Below are 20,992 nucleotides of genomic sequence, written 5' to 3' on the forward strand. Positions count from 1 at the left end.
TAAGGTACTCAGGCCAACGTTTTTATTGATGAATAAACCAGATAACCTTGGTTTGAGTGTATTGCTCAAATGCCTCTAACCCGTTGTCTTTACCGCCAAAGCCTGATTGACGAAAGCCACCAAACGGCGTTGTAATATCGCCTTCACTAAAGCCATTGACTGAAACGGTACCTGCGTTAATGCGCTGTGCAATTTGCATGGCTCGGTGAATATTTTGGCTATAAAATGAAGCCGCTAAACCATATTGAGTGTTATTGGCCAAAGCGACCGCTTCATCATCAGTTTTAAAAGATGTAACGGCTAAAATAGGGCCGAAAACTTCATGCTTAAATAGTGACATTTCAGGAGTGACTTCATCAAAAATTGTCGGTTCGATATACCATCCAGCCCCCAATTCATGATGGACCTTCCCTCCAGCAATGAGTTTTCCGCCCTCTTTTAATGTGGTATCTAAAAATGATTTCACTTTTTCAAAGTGAGCTTGTTCGACCATTGGCCCAATTGAAATATCCGCATGCCTTGGGTCGCCGACTTTCCATTCTTTAACGGCGGCGGCAAGCTTCTCTAATAGTGTTTTTTTGATGCTTTCATGCACAATTAAGCGAGAACCGCAGCTGCAATTTTCACTCATATTCCAAAAGGCAGCCGCCATAATATGCGGAATTGCCGCCTCAATATTGGCATCTTCAAACACCACTTGAGGGCTTTTTCCCCCACATTCGAGTACAATTTCTTTTAAGTTACTTTCTGCTGAATATTTTAAGAATAAACGCCCTACCTCTGTTGAACCGGTGAATGACACAACATCCACATCATGATGGCGGCCAAGAGCTTCCCCGACTTTTTCACCTAACCCACAGACTAGACTTAATGCGCCTTTAGGGACTCCTGCCTCATAGGCCAGTTCCACCATACGATAAGCACTTAATGAGGTTAATTCGGCAGGTTTCACAATCACCGAGTTGCCTACCGCGAGAGCGGGTGCCACTTTCCATGCAAACATCTGAGCAGGGAAATTCCACGGCAACACTGCACCAACCACGCCAATAGGCTCATGCACTATCAACCCCAATTCTTGATGGCTTGTTGGTGCAATTTTACCAAACAGTTTGTCAATCGCTTCGGCATACCAATAAAAGGTGTCAATCGTTGCGGGTAAATCCGTATTTAAGCATTCAGTGATAGGCTTACCTGCATCAATACAATCTAGCGCAGCAAGTTCTTCACTGTGTTTTTCAATGAGATGAGCCCATTTAAGCATGATAACTTTACGTTCTTGAGGCGATAATCCGCGCCATTCACCTTGATTAAATGTGTTACGCGCTACCTGTACCGCGGCATTAATATCGTTCGCATCACCGTCAGCAATAAAACCAATAACACTATTATCGATTGGAGTACGGTTTTCTAATTTATTTTGCTGTTCTGGGTGCCCTGCAATTAAATTGCCCGCCCACAGTTTCCCTTGTTTTGCACGTTCAAACACCTGCTGTTGGGTCATGGTCATATTTCCCCCTAGCGTTTAATTAATTTAATGAATTCATCGCGTTCTTGAGACGCTAGATTTGACAGAGGCAAACGAACCGGGCCAACATTGAACGTTCCATTCAAGCAACCCGCCTTAGCTTTTTGGTTATAGTTCCCTGACTCCATTGAGTAAATTGCAGGATAGATTTCAGTCATAATTTGCTTCGCTTGTTGCCAGTCACCTGCCTGTGCTGCATTAAAAATAGCAACTTGCTCTGCTGGGAATACGTTCCCCGCCCCCGCTATCCAACTTTTCGAACCCCAAAAGAAGAAATCCACAGGTTGGTCATCACAGCCACAAATAACCTCGAAATTTTTGAATGGTGTTTGTAATAGATGCAATGCTCGGCTAAAGCTACCGCTGCTTTCTTTGATGGCGACAATATTGTCAATTTCAGCTAACTTAATGACCGTTTCAATGTCGATTTCAATACCAATCCGAGCGGGAAAATTGTACATAATAATGGGTAATGGTGTTGATTTTGCGACTTTTTCATAGTGGGCATACACCCCTTGCTGGTCCGGCAGACTATACGGCGGAGGCGATAACATTAACCCTTCATAACCGAGCTCTTGAGCTTGTTTCACGCGTGCAATTGCCCCCTCGGTTGATAAGTCGTTAATGCCCGCAATTAATGCCACTCGCCCTTTTGCAATCTTGCAAACGGTAGATAACACGGTTTTACGTTCATCTTCATTTAAAGCGTAATATTCCCCTGTTGTTCCACAAACTACTAAACCGGTAACACCTTGCTCAATAAGTTTTTCAGTTAATTCAGCAAGTGCACTGACATTTAGTGTTAAATCATCATGAAACGGGGTCACTAAAGGAACAAGAATGCCATGGAAATTCATTTGAATTCTCCTCAAAATTAAAGAAATCGTTCAATGGAAAAAGGGGTACAGTCGATACTTGTCGGCTGCTGATGTATAAAACTATTTACAATATCTGCGGTGATCGCCGCTTGGGTTAACCCCAAGTGTTGGTGACCAAATGCAAAAATATAGGGGCCTTTGTGGTCTAAAACTGGCAATGAGTCTGATGTGGATGGGCGAAACCCCATCCATGATGTCGATTGTTGGCTATTTAATGCTTCTTTGAGCATTGGTTGTGCTAACGGAAGAAAATGTTGAGCACGCTGCATATTTGCGGGGCGCTTTAGCCCTGCGTATTCCACGGTTCCTGCAAGGCGTAACCCTTGAGACATTGGCGTCATAATAAAACGCCTATCCATACTTGATACTGGTATTGATAAACGGCCTAATTCATTCGGCAACATCAAGTGATAACCACGCTCTGTTTCAAGTGGCACTTTGATGCGGCTGACCATTTTGACTAATGATTTAGAGAATGCGCCACCTGCAATAACAATTTTTTGTCCTGTGAACTGCCCTTGGGTCGTTGTCAATACTGCTTGTTGATTCGATGTTGATATAATTTCTGTTACTTCACAGTGGGTTAATACTTGCCCACCCGCTTGTAAAAACGCCTCGGTCAACTTTTGGTGTAATGCACATAAATCCACAACATGGCCTGTATCTGGATAAAAAATGCCCCCAATTTGGCTTTCAGATAAAGCAGGTTCGCGTGTGAGTAGCGCATCTTGACCAATCAATTGATTTGTCACACCAATACTTTGTAGGTACTCACTGTGCTGACTTAATTTATCGAGAGTTTCTTTTTTCTCAGCCACCAACAGTGACCCCTTCATTTTGACAAGGTCACTTAATTGCCATTTTTGAATAAATGCTTGCCATGAATCAAAAGCGGCACTATTTAATGTCGTTAAGGTGTGATGAATATGAGTAAAAGGCTTATGGCGCATATTACCCAATAATTTTATTAACCAAGGGGTTAAGGGTAATAGATAACGCCAATCCAAGCGCAAAGGCCCTAATGGGTCAAGTAGCATTTTTGGAAGTGATTTTAAGACACTCGGGTCAGCAATCGGAAAAACTTGTTCTGTCGCAATATGCCCTGCGTTGCCAAATGAGGCGCCTTGGCCAATTTCATGTTTATCAAGCAACAATACGTTTGCCCCATTAGCTTGAACTGTCAGCGCAATACTCAGGCCAATAATACCGCCACCCACTACAATCACTGGATATTTGCGTTCCATTTCATTCCCCTATGCCACCGAAATTCCAAACCGAAATGGGTCTTGTTCATCTATCAATAAGGTATTTTTCCCACTGATATAGGCATGTCCGCGAATAGTAGGAATAATGCCGTTTTCATCTGCCTGCTGAAAACTGGCTTGAAATTGGCTACCAATAACACTGGCTTGATGCCAGATTTCACCAGCTGCCAGTTTTTTATCTGCCGCTAAGCAGGCAAGTTTGGCGCTGGTCCCCGTTCCACAAGGCGAGCGGTCATAAGCGCCACCAGGGCACAAAACAAAACTTTGACTATTAGCATTGGGGTATGAACCGAATAATTCGATATGGTCAATTTCTTGGTCATCTTTACCGTAGATACCTTGATCAGCTAAGGCTTGTTTAATCTTTAAGCTGACTTCTGTCAGTAATTTAATATTTTGGTAATCAATGGCGACTGGTGACTGTTCAACAAGAAAAAACCAATTTCCGCCCCAAGCAATATCCCCAGTAATGGGGCCGAGGTCTGGAACATTAACTTGTACCGCTTTGCGATAACGATATGAATAAACATTCTGAATGCTCACGCTACCATCTTGGTGTAGTTGCGCCGTCACATCTCCTACCGGAGTTTCAATAAGATGTTTGCCATAAGTGATATGACCGAGAAAATGCAACGAGGCCACTAAACCGATAGTGCCGTGGCCACACATTCCCAGATAACCTTGATTGTTAAAAAAAATCACACCTGCTGTTGCCGCTGGGTTTTGTGGTTTGCAGAGTAATGCGCCAACAAGAATGTCATTGCCACGTGGCTCTAAAATGGTGGTTTTACGCCATACATCATGTTGCTTGCGTAATTGCTCCAATCTCGATGCCATGCTTTGTTGCCCTAAATCAGGGAATCCATCAATGACTAGCCGAGTTGGCTCGCCTGCGGTATGGGAATCGATAACTTCAATTTTGGTATATTGAGATTGCATCAGCTAGCATCCTATTTATTATCATTGTTAATAGAATGCTTGATTTTTGTTAACAACTCTTGATATCTTTCTAACAAACTTATGCGGTTTTCTGCACAATCTCAAAATATTTAACAGAATTAGTAAGATTAATTTAATATTTCGGAGCGCAGCATGATCAATCTAAATAAATTGCTATTGATTAGTCAGGAAAACATGCTGTTTCCCGTTGATAATATTGACGTTTTATTAAATCATTTAGGTTTAATCATGCCTCTAATTAATACCTTGCCTAATGTGACTTTTTTTATAAAAGACCATAATGCAAAGTATTTATTAGCTAATGATAATCTAGCTACTCGTTGTAAAATCGACAGTGTTAATCATCTCGTTGGTAAAGGCGCTGAGGATATTTTTCATTCGGAACTCGGCCAAAGCTATAGTTCTCAGGACTATTTAGTGATGGAAAAGAAAATTAGCGTCATTAATAAACTAGAGCTTCACCTGTATAAAGCGGGTTTGTTGGGATGGTGCTTAACGACTAAGGTTCCTATTTTTAATACACGTAACCAGGTTATTGGGGTTGCAGGAATTTCAGTGGATTTACAAGATGTAAAATCTGTCAGTCCTAAGCTGAACAACCAGCTTAGCCGTGTTGAACGCCATATTAGTGAACATTTTGATACTGCTATAAAAATGACAACTCTTGCTGAAATATCTGGCCTCTCCCTTTCCCAATTAAACCGCCAGTTTAAAGCTATTTTTTTGATAACCCCCCAGCAATATATTCAAAAAATGCGGCTTGAACATGCTATTGAACTGCTCGAAGATGATTTTTCAATCACTGAGATTTCCAGTAAATGTGCCTACGCTGATCACAGCGCTTTTTGCCGTAAATTCAAAGAAATGACCACAATGACACCCAGCCAATTTAAACGAATGCGTTCAAAAATCGATAAACAAAAGATATTGACGTGATCGGGTATCATATTGTTAATCTGTTTTCCTCAACGTGAATAAATCCATTCCATTTAATTTTATTAAATTTTTTTAGTTAATTATTCAAATAGTTAGAATAATTTTTTACTAAAATAACACAGCTATATTCCTTGGTTATTTTCTAACTTAAGATAGCTCTTATTGCAGACATCAATCAATCGGGTATTGATATATCCCAAAGCTGCATCATTGTGCAGTGACGAGAAAGGAACACTCAATGACCATTTACGATCTGAAACCTAAATTTCAAGATCTGCTTCGTCCAATTGTTCATAAGTTATTTAGTATGGGAGTTACCGCCAACCAAGTCACCTTGGCGGCTTTACTTTTATCCGTGATCAGCGGAATGCTATTACTGTTCATTCCAAATCCGCACCTGTTTATTTTATTACCTTTCGTTCTGTTTATTCGTATGGCACTCAATGCGATTGATGGCATGTTAGCAAGAGAACACAACCAGAAAAGCCATCTGGGTGCAATATTAAATGAGCTTGGTGATGTCATTTCAGATGTCGCACTCTACTCACCATTTGCCGTTATTTTCCCTCAAGCATTTTGGCTTATTTTATTAATTCTATTTCTTGCGCTACTCACTGAGTTTATTGGCGTTATCGCTCAATCAATTGGTGCATCTCGGCGCTATGACGGCCCTATTGGTAAAAGTGATCGAGCCTTTATTTTTGGTACGCTAGGACTGCTCGTTAGCATTTTTCCACAGATTATCTTTTCTAGTTGGGTAAATTATCTGTTTATCCTTTTAACTTTGTTGCTGTTTTATACTTGCTATAACCGTATTCGCCGTGCTCTTTGTGAATTATCTACACCTGCGAATAATAATTAAGGAAGAATTATGAACGTTCAGACAGATTATCTGACGCAACGTCCCGTTATTGAGTCCCAATTTACCACCAGTGACCATACTTCTCTTTTTTATCGACATTGGCCAACAGAAACGCCGACCAACAAAGCGATTATTTTATTTCATCGAGGCCATGAACATTCCGGCCGAGTCGCCCATTTAGTCGATGAACTCAATTTACCTGACTATGCTATGTTTGCATGGGATGCCCGTGGCCATGGTAGAAATGATGGCCCTCGAGGTTATAGCCCTTCACTAAGCACATCCATCAATGATGTCGATGAGTTTGTGCGTTACATTTCCGCTGAATATAATATTCCGTTAGAAAATATCATTGTCATTGGGCAAAGTGTTGGTGCCGTTCTTGTCTCCGCTTGGGTTCATGACTACGCCCCCAAAATTCGAGGGATGGTACTCGCCTCCCCTGCATTTAAAGTTAAATTGTATGTTCCATTTGCCCGAACAGGGCTTGCTTTAATGCAAAAGGCTCGAGGCTTGTTCTATGTAAATTCGTATGTTAAAGCTAAATTTCTCACTCACGATGCACAACGAATTGATTCGTTTAATCGCGACCCATTGATCACTCGCCCTATTGCCGTCAATATTTTACTTGAGCTGTATAAAACGGCTGATCGCATCGTTGCTGATGCGGGTGCAATTACTTTGCCCACTCAACTATTTATTTCGGGTAGCGACCACGTTGTTCACCACCGGCCTCAACATCAGTTTTTTGAAAAATTAAACACCCCAATAAAAGAAAAGCATATATTACCCGGTTTTTATCATGACACTTTAGGTGAAAAAGAACGCCATATCCCACTTGAGAAAATCCGTGAGTTTATTGGCAAATTATTCGCCTTACCGCGCTACCAACATAATTATCAATATGAAGATACGTGGAGTGTCAGCGCTGAAAAATATCGTTCACTCATGACACCATTACCTAAATGGTGTCCCAAAAATCTTGCTTATAAAATTATGAGCAAATCAATGAGCACACTTGGCAAAGCTTCTGAAGGTATTCGTATTGGTTATGATAAAGGGTTTGATTCAGGTTCGACCCTTGATTACGTATATCGCGATAAAGCGCAGGGGAAAGGCTTGTTTGCCCGTGTGATTGATAGGCAATATCTCAACAGTATTGGCTGGCAAGGAATACGCCAACGCAAAGTCAATATTGAAAACATCATTCGGCAGGCTATTCGTGACCTAACAGAGAAAGGGACTCCCGTGCGAATTATGGATATTGCCGCAGGCCAAGGTCGTTATATTTTTGATGCGATTAATGACTATGGAAAAGTCGAGTCCGTCCTGCTAAGAGACTATAGCCCTATCAATGTTGAGCAAGGGCGATTACATATAAAAGAACGTTACCTTGAAGACAAAATCCAATTTACTGAAGGTAATGCTTTTGATGCCGATGATCTAGCTGCGGTTTCACCATCGCCAACAATTGGCATCGTCAGTGGTTTGTATGAGCTGTTCCCCAATAATGAAATGATAAAGGCTTCATTAAATGGGCTTTCTCGGGCAATTCCATCTGGCGGGCTATTAATTTATACCTGTCAACCATGGCACCCTCAAGTTGAAATGATTGCCCGGGTACTCCCAAGCCACCAAGGTGGGCAAGCATGGGTTATGCGTTGCCGTAGCCAAGGCGAAATGGATGCTTTAGTTGAAGAAGCGGGCTTTGAAAAACTAAACCAATCAATTGATAACTGGGGCATATTCAGCGTATCTATAGCTAGACGGCGTTAATCTAGTTATCCTCCAGAGTGATTGGTGACACATTATTGCCATCAATCACTTACTTCAACTTTAGATGATAGCCGTTGTTTATTGTTAGCAAAGCACCTATGCTGCTTAGCGTTATTTGTTTTCCCAATCATTTACTAATATCACCACCAGTTCGTTGACATTTAAGGAATAGGATAAAGGATGATAACTGCAACCCGCGAACCTCAACAGGTTGTACCTCGACGCAAAATAATACTGTCTGGTTTGCTATGGTTAGTTTTTCTAGCACCTTTTTTCTTCTTAACTTATGGCCAAGTCAATACCTATACCGCAACGTTAGACCAGGTTCCCTCTATCGTTTTTTCTTGGGAAACACATATCCCATTTCTTCCTTGGACTATCATTCCCTATTGGAGCATTGACTTATTCTATGGGTTATCATTATTTATTTGCACGACCCGTAAAGAACAAACCATCCACGGCTTACGGCTGATCACGGCTTCTCTTGTTGCTTGTATTGGTTTTTTGCTATTTCCACTAAAGTTTAGTTTCCCTCGACCAAGCACTGATGGCCTATTGGGCTGGATGTTTAACAGCCTAGAGCTATTTGATCTCCCCTTTAACCAAGCCCCTTCATTACATATTATTTTATTGTGGATCCTATGGTTACGTTTTCGAGCACATACACCAACAAAATGGCGCTGGTTGCTTCATAGTTGGTCTGTTTTAATTTTAATTTCAGTTCTAACCACATGGCAACACCACTTTATTGATGTCATCACTGGCTTTGTCGTTGGCCTATTAATTAGCTATTTACTTCCTATACAAACCCATTGGCAATGGCATTACACAGGTTCTCCTCGCAGTTTTAAAATGAGTAAAAACTATGGAGCCGGTTCTCTTGCTTGTTTTATTCTTGCTTTTACCTTCCAAGGGTTCGCTTGGTTACTATTATGGCCTGCTATTGCCCTCTTTTTTATTACCCTTGGCTACTTAGGAGCCGGAGCCAGCGTTTTCCAAAAAAAACCGGAAGGTAATATTTCCCCTTCAGCTGCTATTTTATTACTGCCATACCGGCTGATTGCTTGGGGAACCTATCATTACTTCGCTAAGCACTGCGCACAACCCAGTATTGTCAGTAAACATATTGTTTTGGGAGGGCGCCCGCTTTACGCTTTGCAAACTCAAGCTGTTTTAGATATGACTTGCGAATGGCCTCGCAATTCTTACAGTAAAGGGCTGAAATATTGTAGCCAACCGCAAATTGATTTGTTACCTCTAAGCGCGGAAGATATCGAAAAGTCAGTCCATACTATGGATGAGTTGGTAAAACACGGTGCGGTATATATTCATTGCAAATTAGGTTACTCACGAAGTGCGACTGTGGCTGTTGCATGGCTGGTACATCATGGTGATGCTAAAAATATAGAAGGGGCCGTAGTATTAGTTGAGCAAACTCGCCCACAAGTGATTTTAAATACAGCAACGATAGAGCAGCTGAATTATTGGTATACCCATTACCACCTAAACCGAGTGAAAAAATGAATACATTGATGAATAAACAACAAGGTGAAGTCATCACTATTTTGACTCATAGTTGGCGTTATTTCGCTGTAGGGTCTGTATTAGCATTATTTTGCCAATTAAGTTTATTTTTGGATTCTAATTACCCTAAATATATTTTATTCGTCAATGTAATTATATTTATAATTTGCCAATATTATATATATCGCCTATGGCTAGATAACCATTTCTTTAAAATTATCTACACACATAATGAAACAGAACATTTTGATAACGCTTTAAATTTTTTATTTCCAAGCAAAATTAAACATTGTACGATGCAGCAAAGGTGGTCTGGGACTAAACGTCTTTTCATACGTGCTCTTGGGCTAGTACTACTGCAATGGATAGGATTATTGGTAGCAATCATAACAATCTAGCCATTATACGTGTTGACTAATTATTTATTTATAATGATTTATAATTACTACTTAAAAAATAAAATTACGATTACATCATTCACATATACAGTCTAAAAAAGAAAAATAGCCATATAAAATGTACTCTAACTATTTTTCTTTATAATATAACGGTTTTTTACTTTTGTTACTGAAAACGTTATGATAATTGCAGATTCATTGATACATAACAGATTTTTTTTAGATTGCTAAGCGTATCCTTATAGGTACATCTTTCGTTTATTTTTCACCCTGTTATTTGGTAGGGTATAATGAGTACAAAAAAAATTAATAGGTTGCGCCCTTTTAGTGCGCTAATAGATTCTTGTTGGAAAGAAAAATATACGGCTACCCGCTTTATTAAGGATTTAATCGCGGGTATTACCGTGGGTATTATCGCTATCCCCCTCGCAATGGCTTTGGCTATCGCTAGCGGTGTTCCGCCTCAATACGGGCTTTATACTGCCGCGATTGCTGGGATCGTCATCGCGGTAACTGGTGGGTCACGCTATAGCGTTTCAGGCCCCACAGCGGCTTTTGTGGTGATCCTCTATCCTGTCTCTCAACAATTTGGATTAAGTGGGTTATTAGTCGCCACATTGATGTCGGGTGTCATACTTCTTGCGATGGGGTTTGCTCGCTTTGGTAAGTTTATTGAATACATACCCGTTTCTGTCACCTTAGGCTTTACTTCGGGAATTGCTATCACCATTGCTACCATGCAAATTAAAGATTTCTTTGGCTTGCAAATGGCGCATGTCCCAGAAAACTATGTTGATAAGCTCATTGCTATTGGCAATACCTTCCCCACTTTTCAGTACAGTGACACACTAATTGGTCTTTCAACCCTTTTGGTGCTTATCTTCTGGCCTAAACTAAAATTAAAACTTCCCGGCCATTTGCCAGCCCTTATTGTCGGGACTTTCGTCATGTGGGTACTTTCATTATTTGGTATGGAAGTCGCGACTATCGGTTCTGAATTTAGCTATTTATTGCCTGATGGTACTGAAGGTAATGGTATTCCCCCTATCCTACCGCAGTTTATTTTGCCATGGGAACTCCCCGGAAGTGCGCCAATCAACTGGGCGATGATCACCGCATTAATGCCTGCAGCATTTTCTATGGCGGTACTTGGCGCAATTGAGTCACTGTTATGTGCTGTAGTATTGGACAACATGACAGGAACCAAGCACCATTCCAATAGTGAACTTATTGGCCAAGGTGTGGGGAACATTGCGGCGCCTTTTTTTGGTGGGATCACAGCAACCGCTGCAATAGCACGCTCTGCAGCTAACGTCCGTGCAGGTGCTACATCCCCCATTTCTGCGATTATTCACTCAATACTGGTGATACTTACATTATTAGTTCTTGCACCAATGCTCTCTTATCTGCCATTAGCCGCAATGTCTGCATTACTATTGATAGTGGCTTGGAACATGAGTGCTGCGGGCAAAGTCGTTTACCTGATTAAACGCGCGCCAAAAGATGACATTATTGTATTAGTACTATGTATGTCTCTAACTGTTCTATTTGATATGGTTATTGCTATCACTGTCGGGATTGTTCTCGCGTCATTATTGTTCATGCGGCGTATTGCCAATATGACCCGTTCAACACAACTCGCAGAAACAGACGAAGAGCGAAGCCGTTTAGTCGTAAGAATAAATGGCCCGTTATTTTTCGCTGCTGCTGAGCGTATTTTCGATGAATTGCGTGTCAAAAGCGCAGGTTATGAAACCATTATTATGCAATGGGACGCAGTGCCGGTTTTAGATGCAGGTGGTTTAGAAGCTTTCGAAAAATTCATAGATGCCGTACGCAAAGATACCCATGTCTTAGTTTGTGACATTCCGTTCCAGCCATTAAAAACTTTGGCAAGAGCGAAAGTGACACCTATTGAAGGCGTATTGAGCTTTTATAATTCAATGGATCATGCACTTGAAGCCGTTAAAGCTATCGAACAGGCAGGTTCTATCGACACAGAAAAATCAACAACAACGCCTTAACTTAGGTATCAAAGCAAACCGCCATGCTATTTCACATGGCGGTTTAGCTATCACTCACTAAAACAAAACATCTCATTCCCTGCATTTTTTCCTTTTTCGCAGGCTATTTCCCTTAATTTTTTTGCTTTAACTTGGTCGATGGTCACCGTTCCTGTGTTATCTTCAGAAAATCTAAACGCAGCCATCCACTCTGCATAGCCTGGATAAGTCATCTCATTTGCTTTATCAAACCATTGCTGTGCTTGCTTTTCGTCTTTTGCAACGCCTTTGCCATCTAAATAGATAACACCAAGTAAAATTGGAGCAATAAAATAATCCGGGTTATTTAACGCATTAACTTCATTAAGAAGTTCTATAGATTGTTGATAATCCGTTTTGCCTGCAATTGGATTTATCAATGACTCTGCTAAACTGATTTTTCCGCGCGTACTGCCCATTTCAACCGCTTTTGTCGCGTATTTACGGGCATCAGCCAATTCCTGCGAAAAGTAACTATCACTTAATAGATTGATATCCGCCAATAATGCATAACCATCCGCATTACCGTTTTTTGCCGCTTCATTTGCCCATAAACGCGCATTATTAAAATTTTGTAGGACACCTAAACCGGAAAAATACATTTGAGCAAGTTGGTACTGAGCAAGGGCATCTTTCTTGACTGCTTTTTGGTAAGTTTGTACGAATTTTTGTTTAACTTCAGGAGTAATATCAAGTTGAGCGGCAGCTTGAAAAGAAAACGTAATTAGAGATGAAACGATAATAGCTTTATAAAAATTTGATTTCATAGTTGTTCTCATTAAAGAAGTCAAAGCGCGGAGCCTTGCCCTCCCCATTTTAAGAAATATTGATATAAATTATTCATTCCCACCCAATGATTTTCACACCAGTTCGGGGCGAGCAAAGTTGGCTTTCTTGCACTTGCACTGATACGGTGGTAGACAATGTCAGTCGGAGTATGACGTACCATTTCACCAGCAGTTTGGGTATATTCATCAAGAGAAAGCGTTGCCAAGCGCCCTGCTCGCCAACTTTTGGCCATCACACTGCCTTCAACAATATGTAACGGATGTAATTTGATACCATCCGTTCCGCATTCAAGCACTTTATCAAGTGTTTCCATGTTCATTTGGCCATTTTCCCCGGGTAATCCACAAATCAAATGCGTACACACTTTTAATCCAAGGCTACGGGCTTTTTGCGTTGTTTGTCGGTATGCATCAAAACCATGGCCACGATTAATACGATGTAGTGTTTTATCATGAGCACTTTGTAAACCTAGCTCAAGCCATATTTCATAGCCTTTCTGTTGATACTGGCCTAACAAAGACAAAACGGATTCAGGGACACAGTCAGGGCGAGTTCCTACGCATAAACCAACAATATCGGCTTGCAGTAAGGCTTCTTCATAAAGTTGTTTTAATAGGCTTACTTCGGCATAAGTGCTGGTATAGGCTTGAAAATAAGCTAAATAACGTTTTGCGCGGGAAATTCGGGTGATCTGTTGGTGAATTTGTTCACTAATAGTTTGAGATGACTGACTTTCATCAGCAAAAGAGGCCACATTACAAAAAGTGCAGCCTCCTCGCCCAAGGGTGCCATCACGGTTCGGGCAATTAAAGCCACCATGTAAGGTGATTTTATAGATTTTTTCACCATATCGGCGCTGTAAATCAGCGCCGAACATAGAAACGACTTCAGTGAGTTGCATAAACCGCCTAACTTAGCGACTTGTATCTAACTCTGGGAAGCTTTTTACAACTTCGTCAATTGCTTTCATTTGTTTCAGGAATGGTTCCAGCTTATCTAATGGCAGTGCTGATGGGCCATCGCAACGTGCGTTGTCTGGGTCTGGATGCGCTTCAAGGAATAAACCTGCTATTCCAACCGCCATTCCAGCTCTTGCCAACTCAGCAACTTGGCCACGACGGCCACCAGATGCTGCACCGAACGGGTCGCGGCATTGCAGTGCATGGGTTACGTCGAAAATGACAGGACAGCCTTTTGATGCTTGGACCATGACATTAAAGCCAAGCATATCAACCACTAGATTGTCATAACCAAAGTTCGCACCGCGGTCGCAAAGAATAATTTTATCATTACCGCCTTCGATAAATTTCTCGACGATATTCCCCATTTGCCCTGGGCTGATAAACTGTGGTTTTTTAATATTAATTACTGCATCTGTTTTAGCCATTGCCGCAACTAAATCTGTTTGGCGTGCTAAGAACGCAGGTAATTGGATAACATCAACGACTTCAGCAACAGGGGCGGCCTGTGCTGGCTCATGAACATCCGTAATGATTTTTACGCCAAATGTTTGTTTCAACTCTTGGAATATTTTCATTCCTTCTTCAAGACCAGGGCCACGATAAGAGTGGATTGATGAGCGATTTGCTTTATCAAATGACGCTTTAAAAACATAAGGAATTCCCAGCTTTTGTGTCACCGTGACATAATGCTCACACACTTTCATCGCCATATCGCGGGATTCTAATACATTCATTCCACCAAATAACACAAACGGCAAGTCGTTCGCGACATTGATATCACCAATATTGACTACTTTCTGTTGCATACTCTTACCTTAAATATTAAAACAGGGGATAGGCCTGTATGTTAATTAATGTAATACGACCGGATGGTTATCCAGCGAATAAATTTGTATTTTAATCATTTCAGAAACAGGGTCTTCTGGGCAATGCTCAATAAAATAATTGAGATCGCTCAATGCCACATGATTACAGTCTAAATGTGCCAGAATTAACCCTCGGTCACGAATTTCGTAAGGGTCTTCAGGGTCAAGAGTCAGAAGCGTTTCACAAACCCGCAACGCTAATTCCATCTTTTTCTCTTCCATTAATGACGCTTTTAATGTGTCAAAAATTTTACGAATGACAACGCTGTTTTCTGCTACATCCAGTTGGTCATGGTAAAATTCAGAAAAAGGATCAACTGTTCCTTTGAGCCATAAATTTAATGTGTGTAATGATAAAGACTCGCCATTAACAGGGTTAATTACCCATTGGCTGCCATCATTTCTTTCACTGATAAATAATAATTGCGTAGGAAAAATAGCGGGATAAATCGCAATACCAAGGCGTTCGGCAACATACAAGAAGATAGCACCGAGTGTCACTGGTGTACCTTGCTTAGATGACAATACTTTATCTAACCACAGCATATCCGATAACAAATAAATTCCTTCAGCTGGACCAAACGACCATTCTTGGTAGAAAAGTGAAGTCAATTGCTGAATTTTTGTTTCATTATCAGCAGTTAAATCGATACAAGACTTGGCTGATGATACTAAGCTATCTAACTGAGCTTGCACTTTCATCAGCGGGAAATCATGACGGATACATTGTGACACAGTCATGATCCCTTCACTTAAAGGGAGTTGATTAAACTCTATATTCGCTATGGTTTTCATTACATTCCCACTGCTACGCCACTTAACCATTCCATTGACCGAGTGAAATTCGCTCTCTTCCACCATAATCAAGACAAGTCTCAATTTTGGTGTACCCATGTACTTTAAATAAATCACGCACCGCAAGACCTTGTGTCCAGCCATGCTCAAGAAGCAACCACCCTTGATTTTTAAGATACTTTTTAGATTCTTTAATGATATGCATTAAATCAGCTAAGCCTTCATCCTTCGCCACTAGAGCGGTTAACGGCTCAAATCGCACATCACCTTCACTGAGGTGCATATCATTTTCATCAATATAGGGTGGATTACTGATAATCATATCAAATTGTTGAATTGATAGTGAAGAAAACCAATTACTTTGTATAAATTTGACATTTGAAATATTCAAACGCTGCTGATTTCGTTGTGCTAAAGCAACTGCATCAGGGTTAAAATCAACACCAATAACCTGACTTTGTTGCATCTCTGACGCCAAAGCCAATGCAATAGCCCCTGTCCCAGTGCCTAAATCTAAAATTTGATTTTTTTGCTCTGTTAGCCTAGATAATGCTTGTTCAATAATGCATTCAGTATCTGGCCTAGGTATTAGTGTTGCAGGAGAGACATAAAGAGGAAGAGACCAGAACTCACGTTCACCGATAATATAGGCGATAGGCTCACCTTTCTCACGGCGTTGTAAAAGTAATTCAGCTTGTTGGAATTCTTCGGCTTTGAGTTCCGTTTCACCAAAAGCAAAAAGATAGGTACGACTGCGGCCTGTGACATGTTCCAGTAAAATTTCAGCATCTCGCTTCGCACTGTCACTTGCAGACAGCCGATTCGCTGCCTGCTTGACCCATTCGATATATTGCATTATTCCTGCTCAGACAACGCAGAAAGTTGGTCTGCTTGGTATTCATTGATGATAGGTTGGATAAGTGAATCCAGCTTTCCTTCCATTACTTCATCCAAACGGTATAACGTTAAGTTGATACGGTGGTCAGTCACTCGGCCTTGAGGGAAATTATAGGTACGAATACGGTCAGAACGGTCACCAGAACCCAACAGGTTACGACGTTCAGAGGCTTCCGCGGCTTGGCGTTTATCCATTTCTGCTTGGCGAATACGCGCACCTAACACAGACATCGCTTTCGCTTTGTTTTTATGTTGTGAACGTTCATCTTGGCACTCAACAACGATACCTGTTGGAATATGGGTAATACGAATTGCAGAATCTGTGGTGTTAACGTGCTGACCACCCGCTCCCGATGAACGGAAGGTATCAATACGTAAGTCCGCAGGGCTGATTTCAGGTAACTCAGCTTCTGGCAGTTCAGGTAAAATAGCCACAGTACAAGCAGAAGTGTGGATACGGCCTTGCGATTCAGTTTCAGGGACACGTTGAACACGATGACCGCCTGACTCAAACTTCAAGCGACCATAAACGCTATCACCGGAAATTTTCGCGATAACTTCTTTAAAACCGCCATGTTCACCATCACTCGTGCTCATTAATTCAACGCGCCAGCGGTTGTTTTCTGCATAGCGGCTATACATACGGAATAAATCACCCGCAAAAATTGCCGCTTCGTCTCCCCCTGCTCCCGCACGGATTTCAACGAAGCAGTTATATTCATCATCAGGATCTTTCGGAAGCAATAACAATTGTAATTGCTGTTCGAGCTCTTCATTGCGCGCTTTGGCTTCTTTAAGCTCTTCTTGAGCCATTTCTTTCATTTCAGGATCGTCTAACAACATTTCAGCTGTTTCGATGTCATCCTGTACTGTGCGCCATGCGCTAAAGCATTTAGCGACATCAGACAATTGAGCATATTCTTTTGATAAAGCACGAAAACGGTCTTGATCGGCAATTACACCTGCATCAGCAAGGTGCGCTTCAATTTCTTCGTAGCGTTCTTGTAATGCTTCTAGTTTTGCGACAATAGAAGGCTTCATTCGTTATATAAGACCTATGATTAAAATGTGGTTATTGATGGTCCAGCCCTAAGCTGTCCCTAAGTAGATTTAGACGCTCTACATCCCCATTTCCTGCAGCTTGCTGCAAAGATTTGGTTGGAGCGTGAATAAGGCGGTTGGTTAATTGTTGCGATAATTGCATGATCACTTGCTCAGGGTCTGCACCTTGACGGATAGCCGTCAACGCTTTTTCAGTCATATTTGCCCGAATGGCCTCAGCTTGTTCTCTGTAATCGCGAATTGTAGACACTGCCGCTTGTGAGCGCAACCAATCCATAAAGTGGCTACTTTCTTGCTCAACAATGTATTCAGCTTCAACGGCTGCGGCTTTTCGCTGAGCAAGGTTCTGTGCAATAATAGATTCCAAATCATCCACAGTATAGAGATAAACATCTCTTAATTTTTCAACATCTTGTTCGATATCACGAGGAACGGCAATATCAATTAACAACATCGGCTTACTACGACGTACTTTCATTGCACGCTCGACCATCCCTTTCCCTATAATGGGTAAAGGACTCGCCGTTGAACTAATGACAATATCCGCTTCAGCTAAACGGTTATCAATATCCGATAACGAAATAACTTGTGCATTGACCTCATTGGCCAATAGCTCCGCACGTTCACGTGTTCGGTTAGCTATCATCATTTTTTGTACGCCGTGTTCGCGCAAATGACGAGCCACAAGTTCAATAGTTTCCCCTGCGCCAACTAACAAAATATTTAAATGCTTAAGTGATTCAAATATTTGACGAGCAAGTGTACAAGCAGCAAATGCCACAGAAACTGCATTCGCTCCAATATCGGTTTCTGTACGCACACGTTTTGCAACAGAAAATGATTTTTGGAAAAGACGCTCAAGTTCGCTTGATAACGAATGGTTACCTTGCGAAAGTGCAAACGCCTTTTTTACTTGCCCTAATATTTGTGGCTCTCCCAAAACTAATGAATCCAAGCCACTCGCCACACGCATTAGGTGGCTCACCGCTCGGTCGTCTTGGTGCCAATATAAACTTGGCTGTAAATCTTTTTGGGTTATACCATGAAAATCACACAACCATTTTACTAGCTGTTCTTGAGCTCGTTCTTGTGATTCAAGGCTCAAGTAAAGCTCAGTTCTATTACAGGTAGACAGCACAACGCCACCATTCACTTGAGGCTGTTTGAGAAGTTCCTCAAGTGCATGGTCAATTTTTTCAGGACCAAATGTCACCCGCTCACGCAGGGCTACTGGTGCTGTTTTATGGTTGATGCCTAAGGCTAATAAGGTCATTGTGCTTTACGACTTACTCACATTGCTTACAGTGCTAATTATTTTCAGTAATGCTCGATGGGTATTCCCCATCAATTTAGCAATACTGTTATTTATATTGTTCTATTGTAGATGATCCGCGTCTCTCTTTCTACGGTTTACATAAGCCTATCCTTCAGAAAGATGACCCACGCCAAAAAATAAACCGAAAAAAACAGACGTAATGGTTATTTTACCAATCACAACTGATCGTAATTTTATCGTTTATTTATGCTATATGAAACTGATTATCAGCCATATCATTATTTACAATGATAAATTAACTACAATAAGATGCATAGAGAATGCAATTATTTCGCACAGAAAGCAAATGGTGACTGGTGAGGTTTATCCTGATAACTTAACGCCACATGAACCCAAACTGGATTGGCCTAATAACATTTTTAAGGAACCATTTTCCCTGTCAATACACTATGTTATTTGTATACAAACGGTAAATCACTTACAGGTTTTTATCCGCAAGGTATATCATCTAGTGTAATAGATGACTCTGATGGCCTTAACGCGCTAAACTGAACTTCTTTAAATGCAAGTAACTCAATTAGAGACTGCTATCAGCGCCCAATACAACTTTGAGATTTGATATGCAATTAACTCAAACTTTGCCCTTTATGCACATAAATAAGCATTTTTTTCGCCTATTGCCACTTTCATGCGTCTTGCTAACCGCATGCGTGACAACGTCACAAAAGACCACAAAAGGAACCAGCTCCGCATCCGATGCGAAATGGAAAGCACATCAACAGGAATTAAGTCAGCTACGTGACTACCAAACCCGTGGATCATTTGCCTATAACGGCGGAGAAACAAAAACGTATGCTAAGTTTTTCTGGCAACAATATACACCTGAAAAGTACCGTTTGTTGCTGACCAACCCATTAGGTAGCCGCGAACTTGAGCTTACCGTTGAACCTGATTTAGCTCGGTTAACCACTAAAGGTGGCCAAACCCATATGAGTGACGTTCCAAGCGAGCTTATCTATCAACTTACTGGTATGGAAATTCCAATTGATGACCTAACTGCATGGTTAACAGGCTCACCGGGACGTGCAACAGACTTTACCTTAGATGAAAACCACCTGCTGAAAAGTGTCACGTTTAAAAGCAATGGTGAAACTTGGCAGCTCAACTACATTTCGTATGACAGCAAAACGGTACCTATGCTGCCAAACTACCTAGAGCTACGCCAAGGGAACAGGCTTATCAAATTAAAAATGGATAGTTGGACACTGAAGAAATGACGTTAACATGGCCTTCTCCGGCAAAATTAAATCTTTTTTTGTACATCACAGGCCAACGCTCTGATGGCTACCATGAATTACAAACTCTATTTCAATTTGTTGATTATGGCGATGAAATCACCATTACAGCACGTGATGACGACCAACTGAATTTATTGACTGACATGCAAGGGGTTCCCCCCGAAAAAAACCTAATTTTACGGGCAGCTAAATTATTACAATCCTATTGCCACGATACCTTACAGCACGATGGCCCATTAGGGGCTGATATTTGTATTCATAAAGTATTGCCCATGGGCGGTGGTATTGGTGGGGGCTCATCAAACGCAGCAACAACCTTAATTGCGCTTAACGAACATTGGAAAACACAGGTTTCTGATGAAGTCCTTGCAGAATTAGGTGCATCATTAGGTGCTGATGTTCCAGTGTTTGTTCGTGGACATGCCGCTTTCGCTGAAGGGATTGGTGATATTTTAACCAAAGCTTCCCCTGAAGAGAAATGGTATCTCGTCGCTCATCCCGGAATTGAAATATCAACCCCGATGATCTTCACAGATCCACAATTAAATCGAAATTCTCCAAAACGCTCCCTAGCCGCATTATTACTGGCTCCGTACGCAAATGACTGTGAACCAATCGCAAGAAAACGTTTTCGTGAGGTTGAACAGCTTGTTTCTTGGCTGTTAGAATATGCTCCGTCTCGCCTTACAGGAACAGGCGCATGTGTTTTTTCTGAATTTGAAACACAAGCGGATGCCCTGCAGGTGTTAAATAAAGCCCCATCGTGGGTGCAAGGGTTCGTCGCTCAAGGCGTTAACGTTTCCCCACTGCACAAGTTCCGCGCTGGGATAACCCGTGTATTGCACCAATAAGCCTTGTCGCTATTGGTCAACAATATCTCT

Annotated in this window: 18 protein-coding genes; 7 read left to right on the forward strand and 11 right to left on the reverse strand. The window is 41.4% G+C overall.

Annotated elements, in window-relative coordinates; all coding sequences use genetic code 11:
* Positions 1 to 22 precede the first annotated feature (22 nt).
* From FVA72_RS11845 to FVA72_RS11860, 4 genes are read right to left on the reverse strand one after another with little or no spacing between them, the layout of a single operon-like run.
* Positions 23 to 1,507, reverse strand: a complete 1,485-nt coding sequence (locus FVA72_RS11845; protein WP_110591659.1) for an aldehyde dehydrogenase — start codon at positions 1,505 to 1,507, stop codon at positions 23 to 25.
* Positions 1,508 to 1,515: 8 nt separating this feature from the next.
* Positions 1,516 to 2,382: a 4-hydroxy-tetrahydrodipicolinate synthase gene (gene dapA / locus FVA72_RS11850; RefSeq protein WP_110591658.1), complete on the reverse strand. Its 867-nt coding sequence runs from the start codon at positions 2,380 to 2,382 to the stop codon at positions 1,516 to 1,518.
* Positions 2,383 to 2,399: 17 nt separating this feature from the next.
* Positions 2,400 to 3,647, reverse strand: coding sequence for an NAD(P)/FAD-dependent oxidoreductase (locus FVA72_RS11855; RefSeq protein WP_110591657.1), 1,248 nt, complete (start codon positions 3,645 to 3,647; stop codon positions 2,400 to 2,402).
* 9 nt (positions 3,648 to 3,656) lie between these two features.
* Positions 3,657 to 4,607 (reverse strand): 4-hydroxyproline epimerase, encoded by a 951-nt coding sequence (locus FVA72_RS11860; protein WP_110591656.1) that lies wholly within the window; start codon positions 4,605 to 4,607, stop codon positions 3,657 to 3,659.
* A gap of 153 nt (positions 4,608 to 4,760) precedes the next feature.
* On the opposite strand from FVA72_RS11860, the gene FVA72_RS11865 reads away from it, so the two are divergent.
* The 5 genes from FVA72_RS11865 (at position 4,761) to dauA (ending at position 12,148) form a co-directional block, all read left to right on the forward strand.
* Entirely contained in the window at positions 4,761 to 5,564 is an 804-nt protein-coding gene (locus FVA72_RS11865; RefSeq protein ID WP_096864840.1) for a helix-turn-helix domain-containing protein, read from the forward strand.
* 238 nt (positions 5,565 to 5,802) lie between these two features.
* Complete coding sequence (locus FVA72_RS11870; protein WP_110591655.1) at positions 5,803 to 6,426, forward strand: CDP-alcohol phosphatidyltransferase family protein; 624 nt, start codon at positions 5,803 to 5,805, stop codon at positions 6,424 to 6,426.
* 9 nt (positions 6,427 to 6,435) lie between these two features.
* Entirely contained in the window at positions 6,436 to 8,202 is a 1,767-nt protein-coding gene (locus FVA72_RS11875) for a bifunctional alpha/beta hydrolase/class I SAM-dependent methyltransferase (protein WP_110591654.1), read from the forward strand.
* A 180-nt stretch (positions 8,203 to 8,382) separates the two neighbouring features.
* Positions 8,383 to 9,726 carry a phosphatase PAP2/dual specificity phosphatase family protein gene (locus FVA72_RS11880; RefSeq protein WP_110591653.1) on the forward strand — a complete coding sequence of 448 codons (1,344 nt, stop codon included), beginning with the start codon at positions 8,383 to 8,385 and terminating at the stop codon, positions 9,724 to 9,726.
* Between the two features lie 688 nt (positions 9,727 to 10,414).
* Positions 10,415 to 12,148, forward strand: a complete 1,734-nt coding sequence (gene dauA, locus FVA72_RS11885) for a C4-dicarboxylic acid transporter DauA (protein WP_110591652.1) — start codon at positions 10,415 to 10,417, stop codon at positions 12,146 to 12,148.
* Positions 12,149 to 12,198: 50 nt separating this feature from the next.
* On the opposite strand, the gene FVA72_RS11890 is transcribed toward dauA, so the two are convergent.
* Genes FVA72_RS11890 through hemA form a run of 7 tightly spaced genes read right to left on the reverse strand, consistent with a single transcriptional unit; the run spans position 12,199 to position 18,810 of the window.
* Positions 12,199 to 12,933, reverse strand: a complete 735-nt coding sequence (locus FVA72_RS11890; RefSeq protein ID WP_110591651.1) for a tetratricopeptide repeat protein — start codon at positions 12,931 to 12,933, stop codon at positions 12,199 to 12,201.
* A 20-nt stretch (positions 12,934 to 12,953) separates the two neighbouring features.
* On the reverse strand, positions 12,954 to 13,856 hold the full coding sequence (locus FVA72_RS11895) for a TIGR01212 family radical SAM protein (RefSeq protein WP_094962515.1): 903 nt from the start codon (positions 13,854 to 13,856) through the stop codon (positions 12,954 to 12,956).
* 12 nt (positions 13,857 to 13,868) lie between these two features.
* Positions 13,869 to 14,723, reverse strand: coding sequence for a 3-deoxy-8-phosphooctulonate synthase (gene kdsA, locus FVA72_RS11900; RefSeq protein ID WP_004255137.1), 855 nt, complete (start codon positions 14,721 to 14,723; stop codon positions 13,869 to 13,871).
* Positions 14,724 to 14,768: 45 nt separating this feature from the next.
* Positions 14,769 to 15,578 (reverse strand): invasion regulator SirB1, encoded by an 810-nt coding sequence (gene sirB1 / locus FVA72_RS11905; RefSeq protein WP_036958727.1) that lies wholly within the window; start codon positions 15,576 to 15,578, stop codon positions 14,769 to 14,771.
* A gap of 22 nt (positions 15,579 to 15,600) precedes the next feature.
* On the reverse strand, positions 15,601 to 16,434 hold the full coding sequence (gene prmC, locus FVA72_RS11910; protein ID WP_094962514.1) for a peptide chain release factor N(5)-glutamine methyltransferase: 834 nt from the start codon (positions 16,432 to 16,434) through the stop codon (positions 15,601 to 15,603).
* Positions 16,434 to 17,516 (reverse strand): peptide chain release factor 1, encoded by a 1,083-nt coding sequence (prfA, locus tag FVA72_RS11915; RefSeq protein WP_004264135.1) that lies wholly within the window; start codon positions 17,514 to 17,516, stop codon positions 16,434 to 16,436. Before prfA ends, prmC begins: the two co-directional genes overlap by 1 nt.
* 31 nt (positions 17,517 to 17,547) lie before the next feature.
* Positions 17,548 to 18,810 (reverse strand): glutamyl-tRNA reductase, encoded by a 1,263-nt coding sequence (gene hemA / locus FVA72_RS11920; protein WP_110591650.1) that lies wholly within the window; start codon positions 18,808 to 18,810, stop codon positions 17,548 to 17,550.
* A gap of 623 nt (positions 18,811 to 19,433) precedes the next feature.
* Between hemA and lolB the strand changes: the two genes are divergently transcribed.
* Entirely contained in the window at positions 19,434 to 20,090 is a 657-nt protein-coding gene (lolB, locus tag FVA72_RS11925; RefSeq protein WP_405029984.1) for a lipoprotein insertase outer membrane protein LolB, read from the forward strand.
* Positions 20,087 to 20,962 (forward strand): 4-(cytidine 5'-diphospho)-2-C-methyl-D-erythritol kinase, encoded by an 876-nt coding sequence (ispE, locus tag FVA72_RS11930; RefSeq protein ID WP_110591648.1) that lies wholly within the window; start codon positions 20,087 to 20,089, stop codon positions 20,960 to 20,962. Before lolB ends, ispE begins: the two co-directional genes overlap by 4 nt.
* The last annotated feature ends 30 nt before the right edge of the window (positions 20,963 to 20,992 follow it).

The sequence above is a fragment of the Providencia sp. PROV061 genome (assembly GCF_011045655.1).
Taxonomy (GTDB): Bacteria; Pseudomonadota; Gammaproteobacteria; order Enterobacterales; family Enterobacteriaceae; genus Providencia; species Providencia hangzhouensis.

Bases quoted from the DNA above. Each gene is read 5' to 3' on its own strand.
- FVA72_RS11845 (WP_110591659.1), bottom strand. From the start codon at position 1,507: ATGACCATGACCCAACAGCAGGTGTTTGAACGTGCAAAACAAGGGAAA.
- dapA (WP_110591658.1), bottom strand. From the start codon at position 2,382: ATGAATTTCCATGGCATTCTTGTTCCTTTAGTGACCCCGTTTCATGAT.
- FVA72_RS11855 (WP_110591657.1), bottom strand. From the start codon at position 3,647: ATGGAACGCAAATATCCAGTGATTGTAGTGGGTGGCGGTATTATTGGC.
- FVA72_RS11860 (WP_110591656.1), bottom strand. From the start codon at position 4,607: ATGCAATCTCAATATACCAAAATTGAAGTTATCGATTCCCATACCGCA.
- FVA72_RS11865 (WP_096864840.1), top strand. From the start codon at position 4,761: ATGATCAATCTAAATAAATTGCTATTGATTAGTCAGGAAAACATGCTG.
- FVA72_RS11870 (WP_110591655.1), top strand. From the start codon at position 5,803: ATGACCATTTACGATCTGAAACCTAAATTTCAAGATCTGCTTCGTCCA.
- FVA72_RS11875 (WP_110591654.1), top strand. From the start codon at position 6,436: ATGAACGTTCAGACAGATTATCTGACGCAACGTCCCGTTATTGAGTCC.
- FVA72_RS11880 (WP_110591653.1), top strand. From the start codon at position 8,383: ATGATAACTGCAACCCGCGAACCTCAACAGGTTGTACCTCGACGCAAA.
- dauA (WP_110591652.1), top strand. From the start codon at position 10,415: ATGAGTACAAAAAAAATTAATAGGTTGCGCCCTTTTAGTGCGCTAATA.
- FVA72_RS11890 (WP_110591651.1), bottom strand. From the start codon at position 12,933: ATGAAATCAAATTTTTATAAAGCTATTATCGTTTCATCTCTAATTACG.
- FVA72_RS11895 (WP_094962515.1), bottom strand. From the start codon at position 13,856: ATGCAACTCACTGAAGTCGTTTCTATGTTCGGCGCTGATTTACAGCGC.
- kdsA (WP_004255137.1), bottom strand. From the start codon at position 14,723: ATGCAACAGAAAGTAGTCAATATTGGTGATATCAATGTCGCGAACGAC.
- sirB1 (WP_036958727.1), bottom strand. From the start codon at position 15,578: ATGAAAACCATAGCGAATATAGAGTTTAATCAACTCCCTTTAAGTGAA.
- prmC (WP_094962514.1), bottom strand. From the start codon at position 16,434: ATGCAATATATCGAATGGGTCAAGCAGGCAGCGAATCGGCTGTCTGCA.
- prfA (WP_004264135.1), bottom strand. From the start codon at position 17,516: ATGAAGCCTTCTATTGTCGCAAAACTAGAAGCATTACAAGAACGCTAC.
- hemA (WP_110591650.1), bottom strand. From the start codon at position 18,810: ATGACCTTATTAGCCTTAGGCATCAACCATAAAACAGCACCAGTAGCC.
- lolB (WP_405029984.1), top strand. From the start codon at position 19,434: ATGCAATTAACTCAAACTTTGCCCTTTATGCACATAAATAAGCATTTT.
- ispE (WP_110591648.1), top strand. From the start codon at position 20,087: ATGACGTTAACATGGCCTTCTCCGGCAAAATTAAATCTTTTTTTGTAC.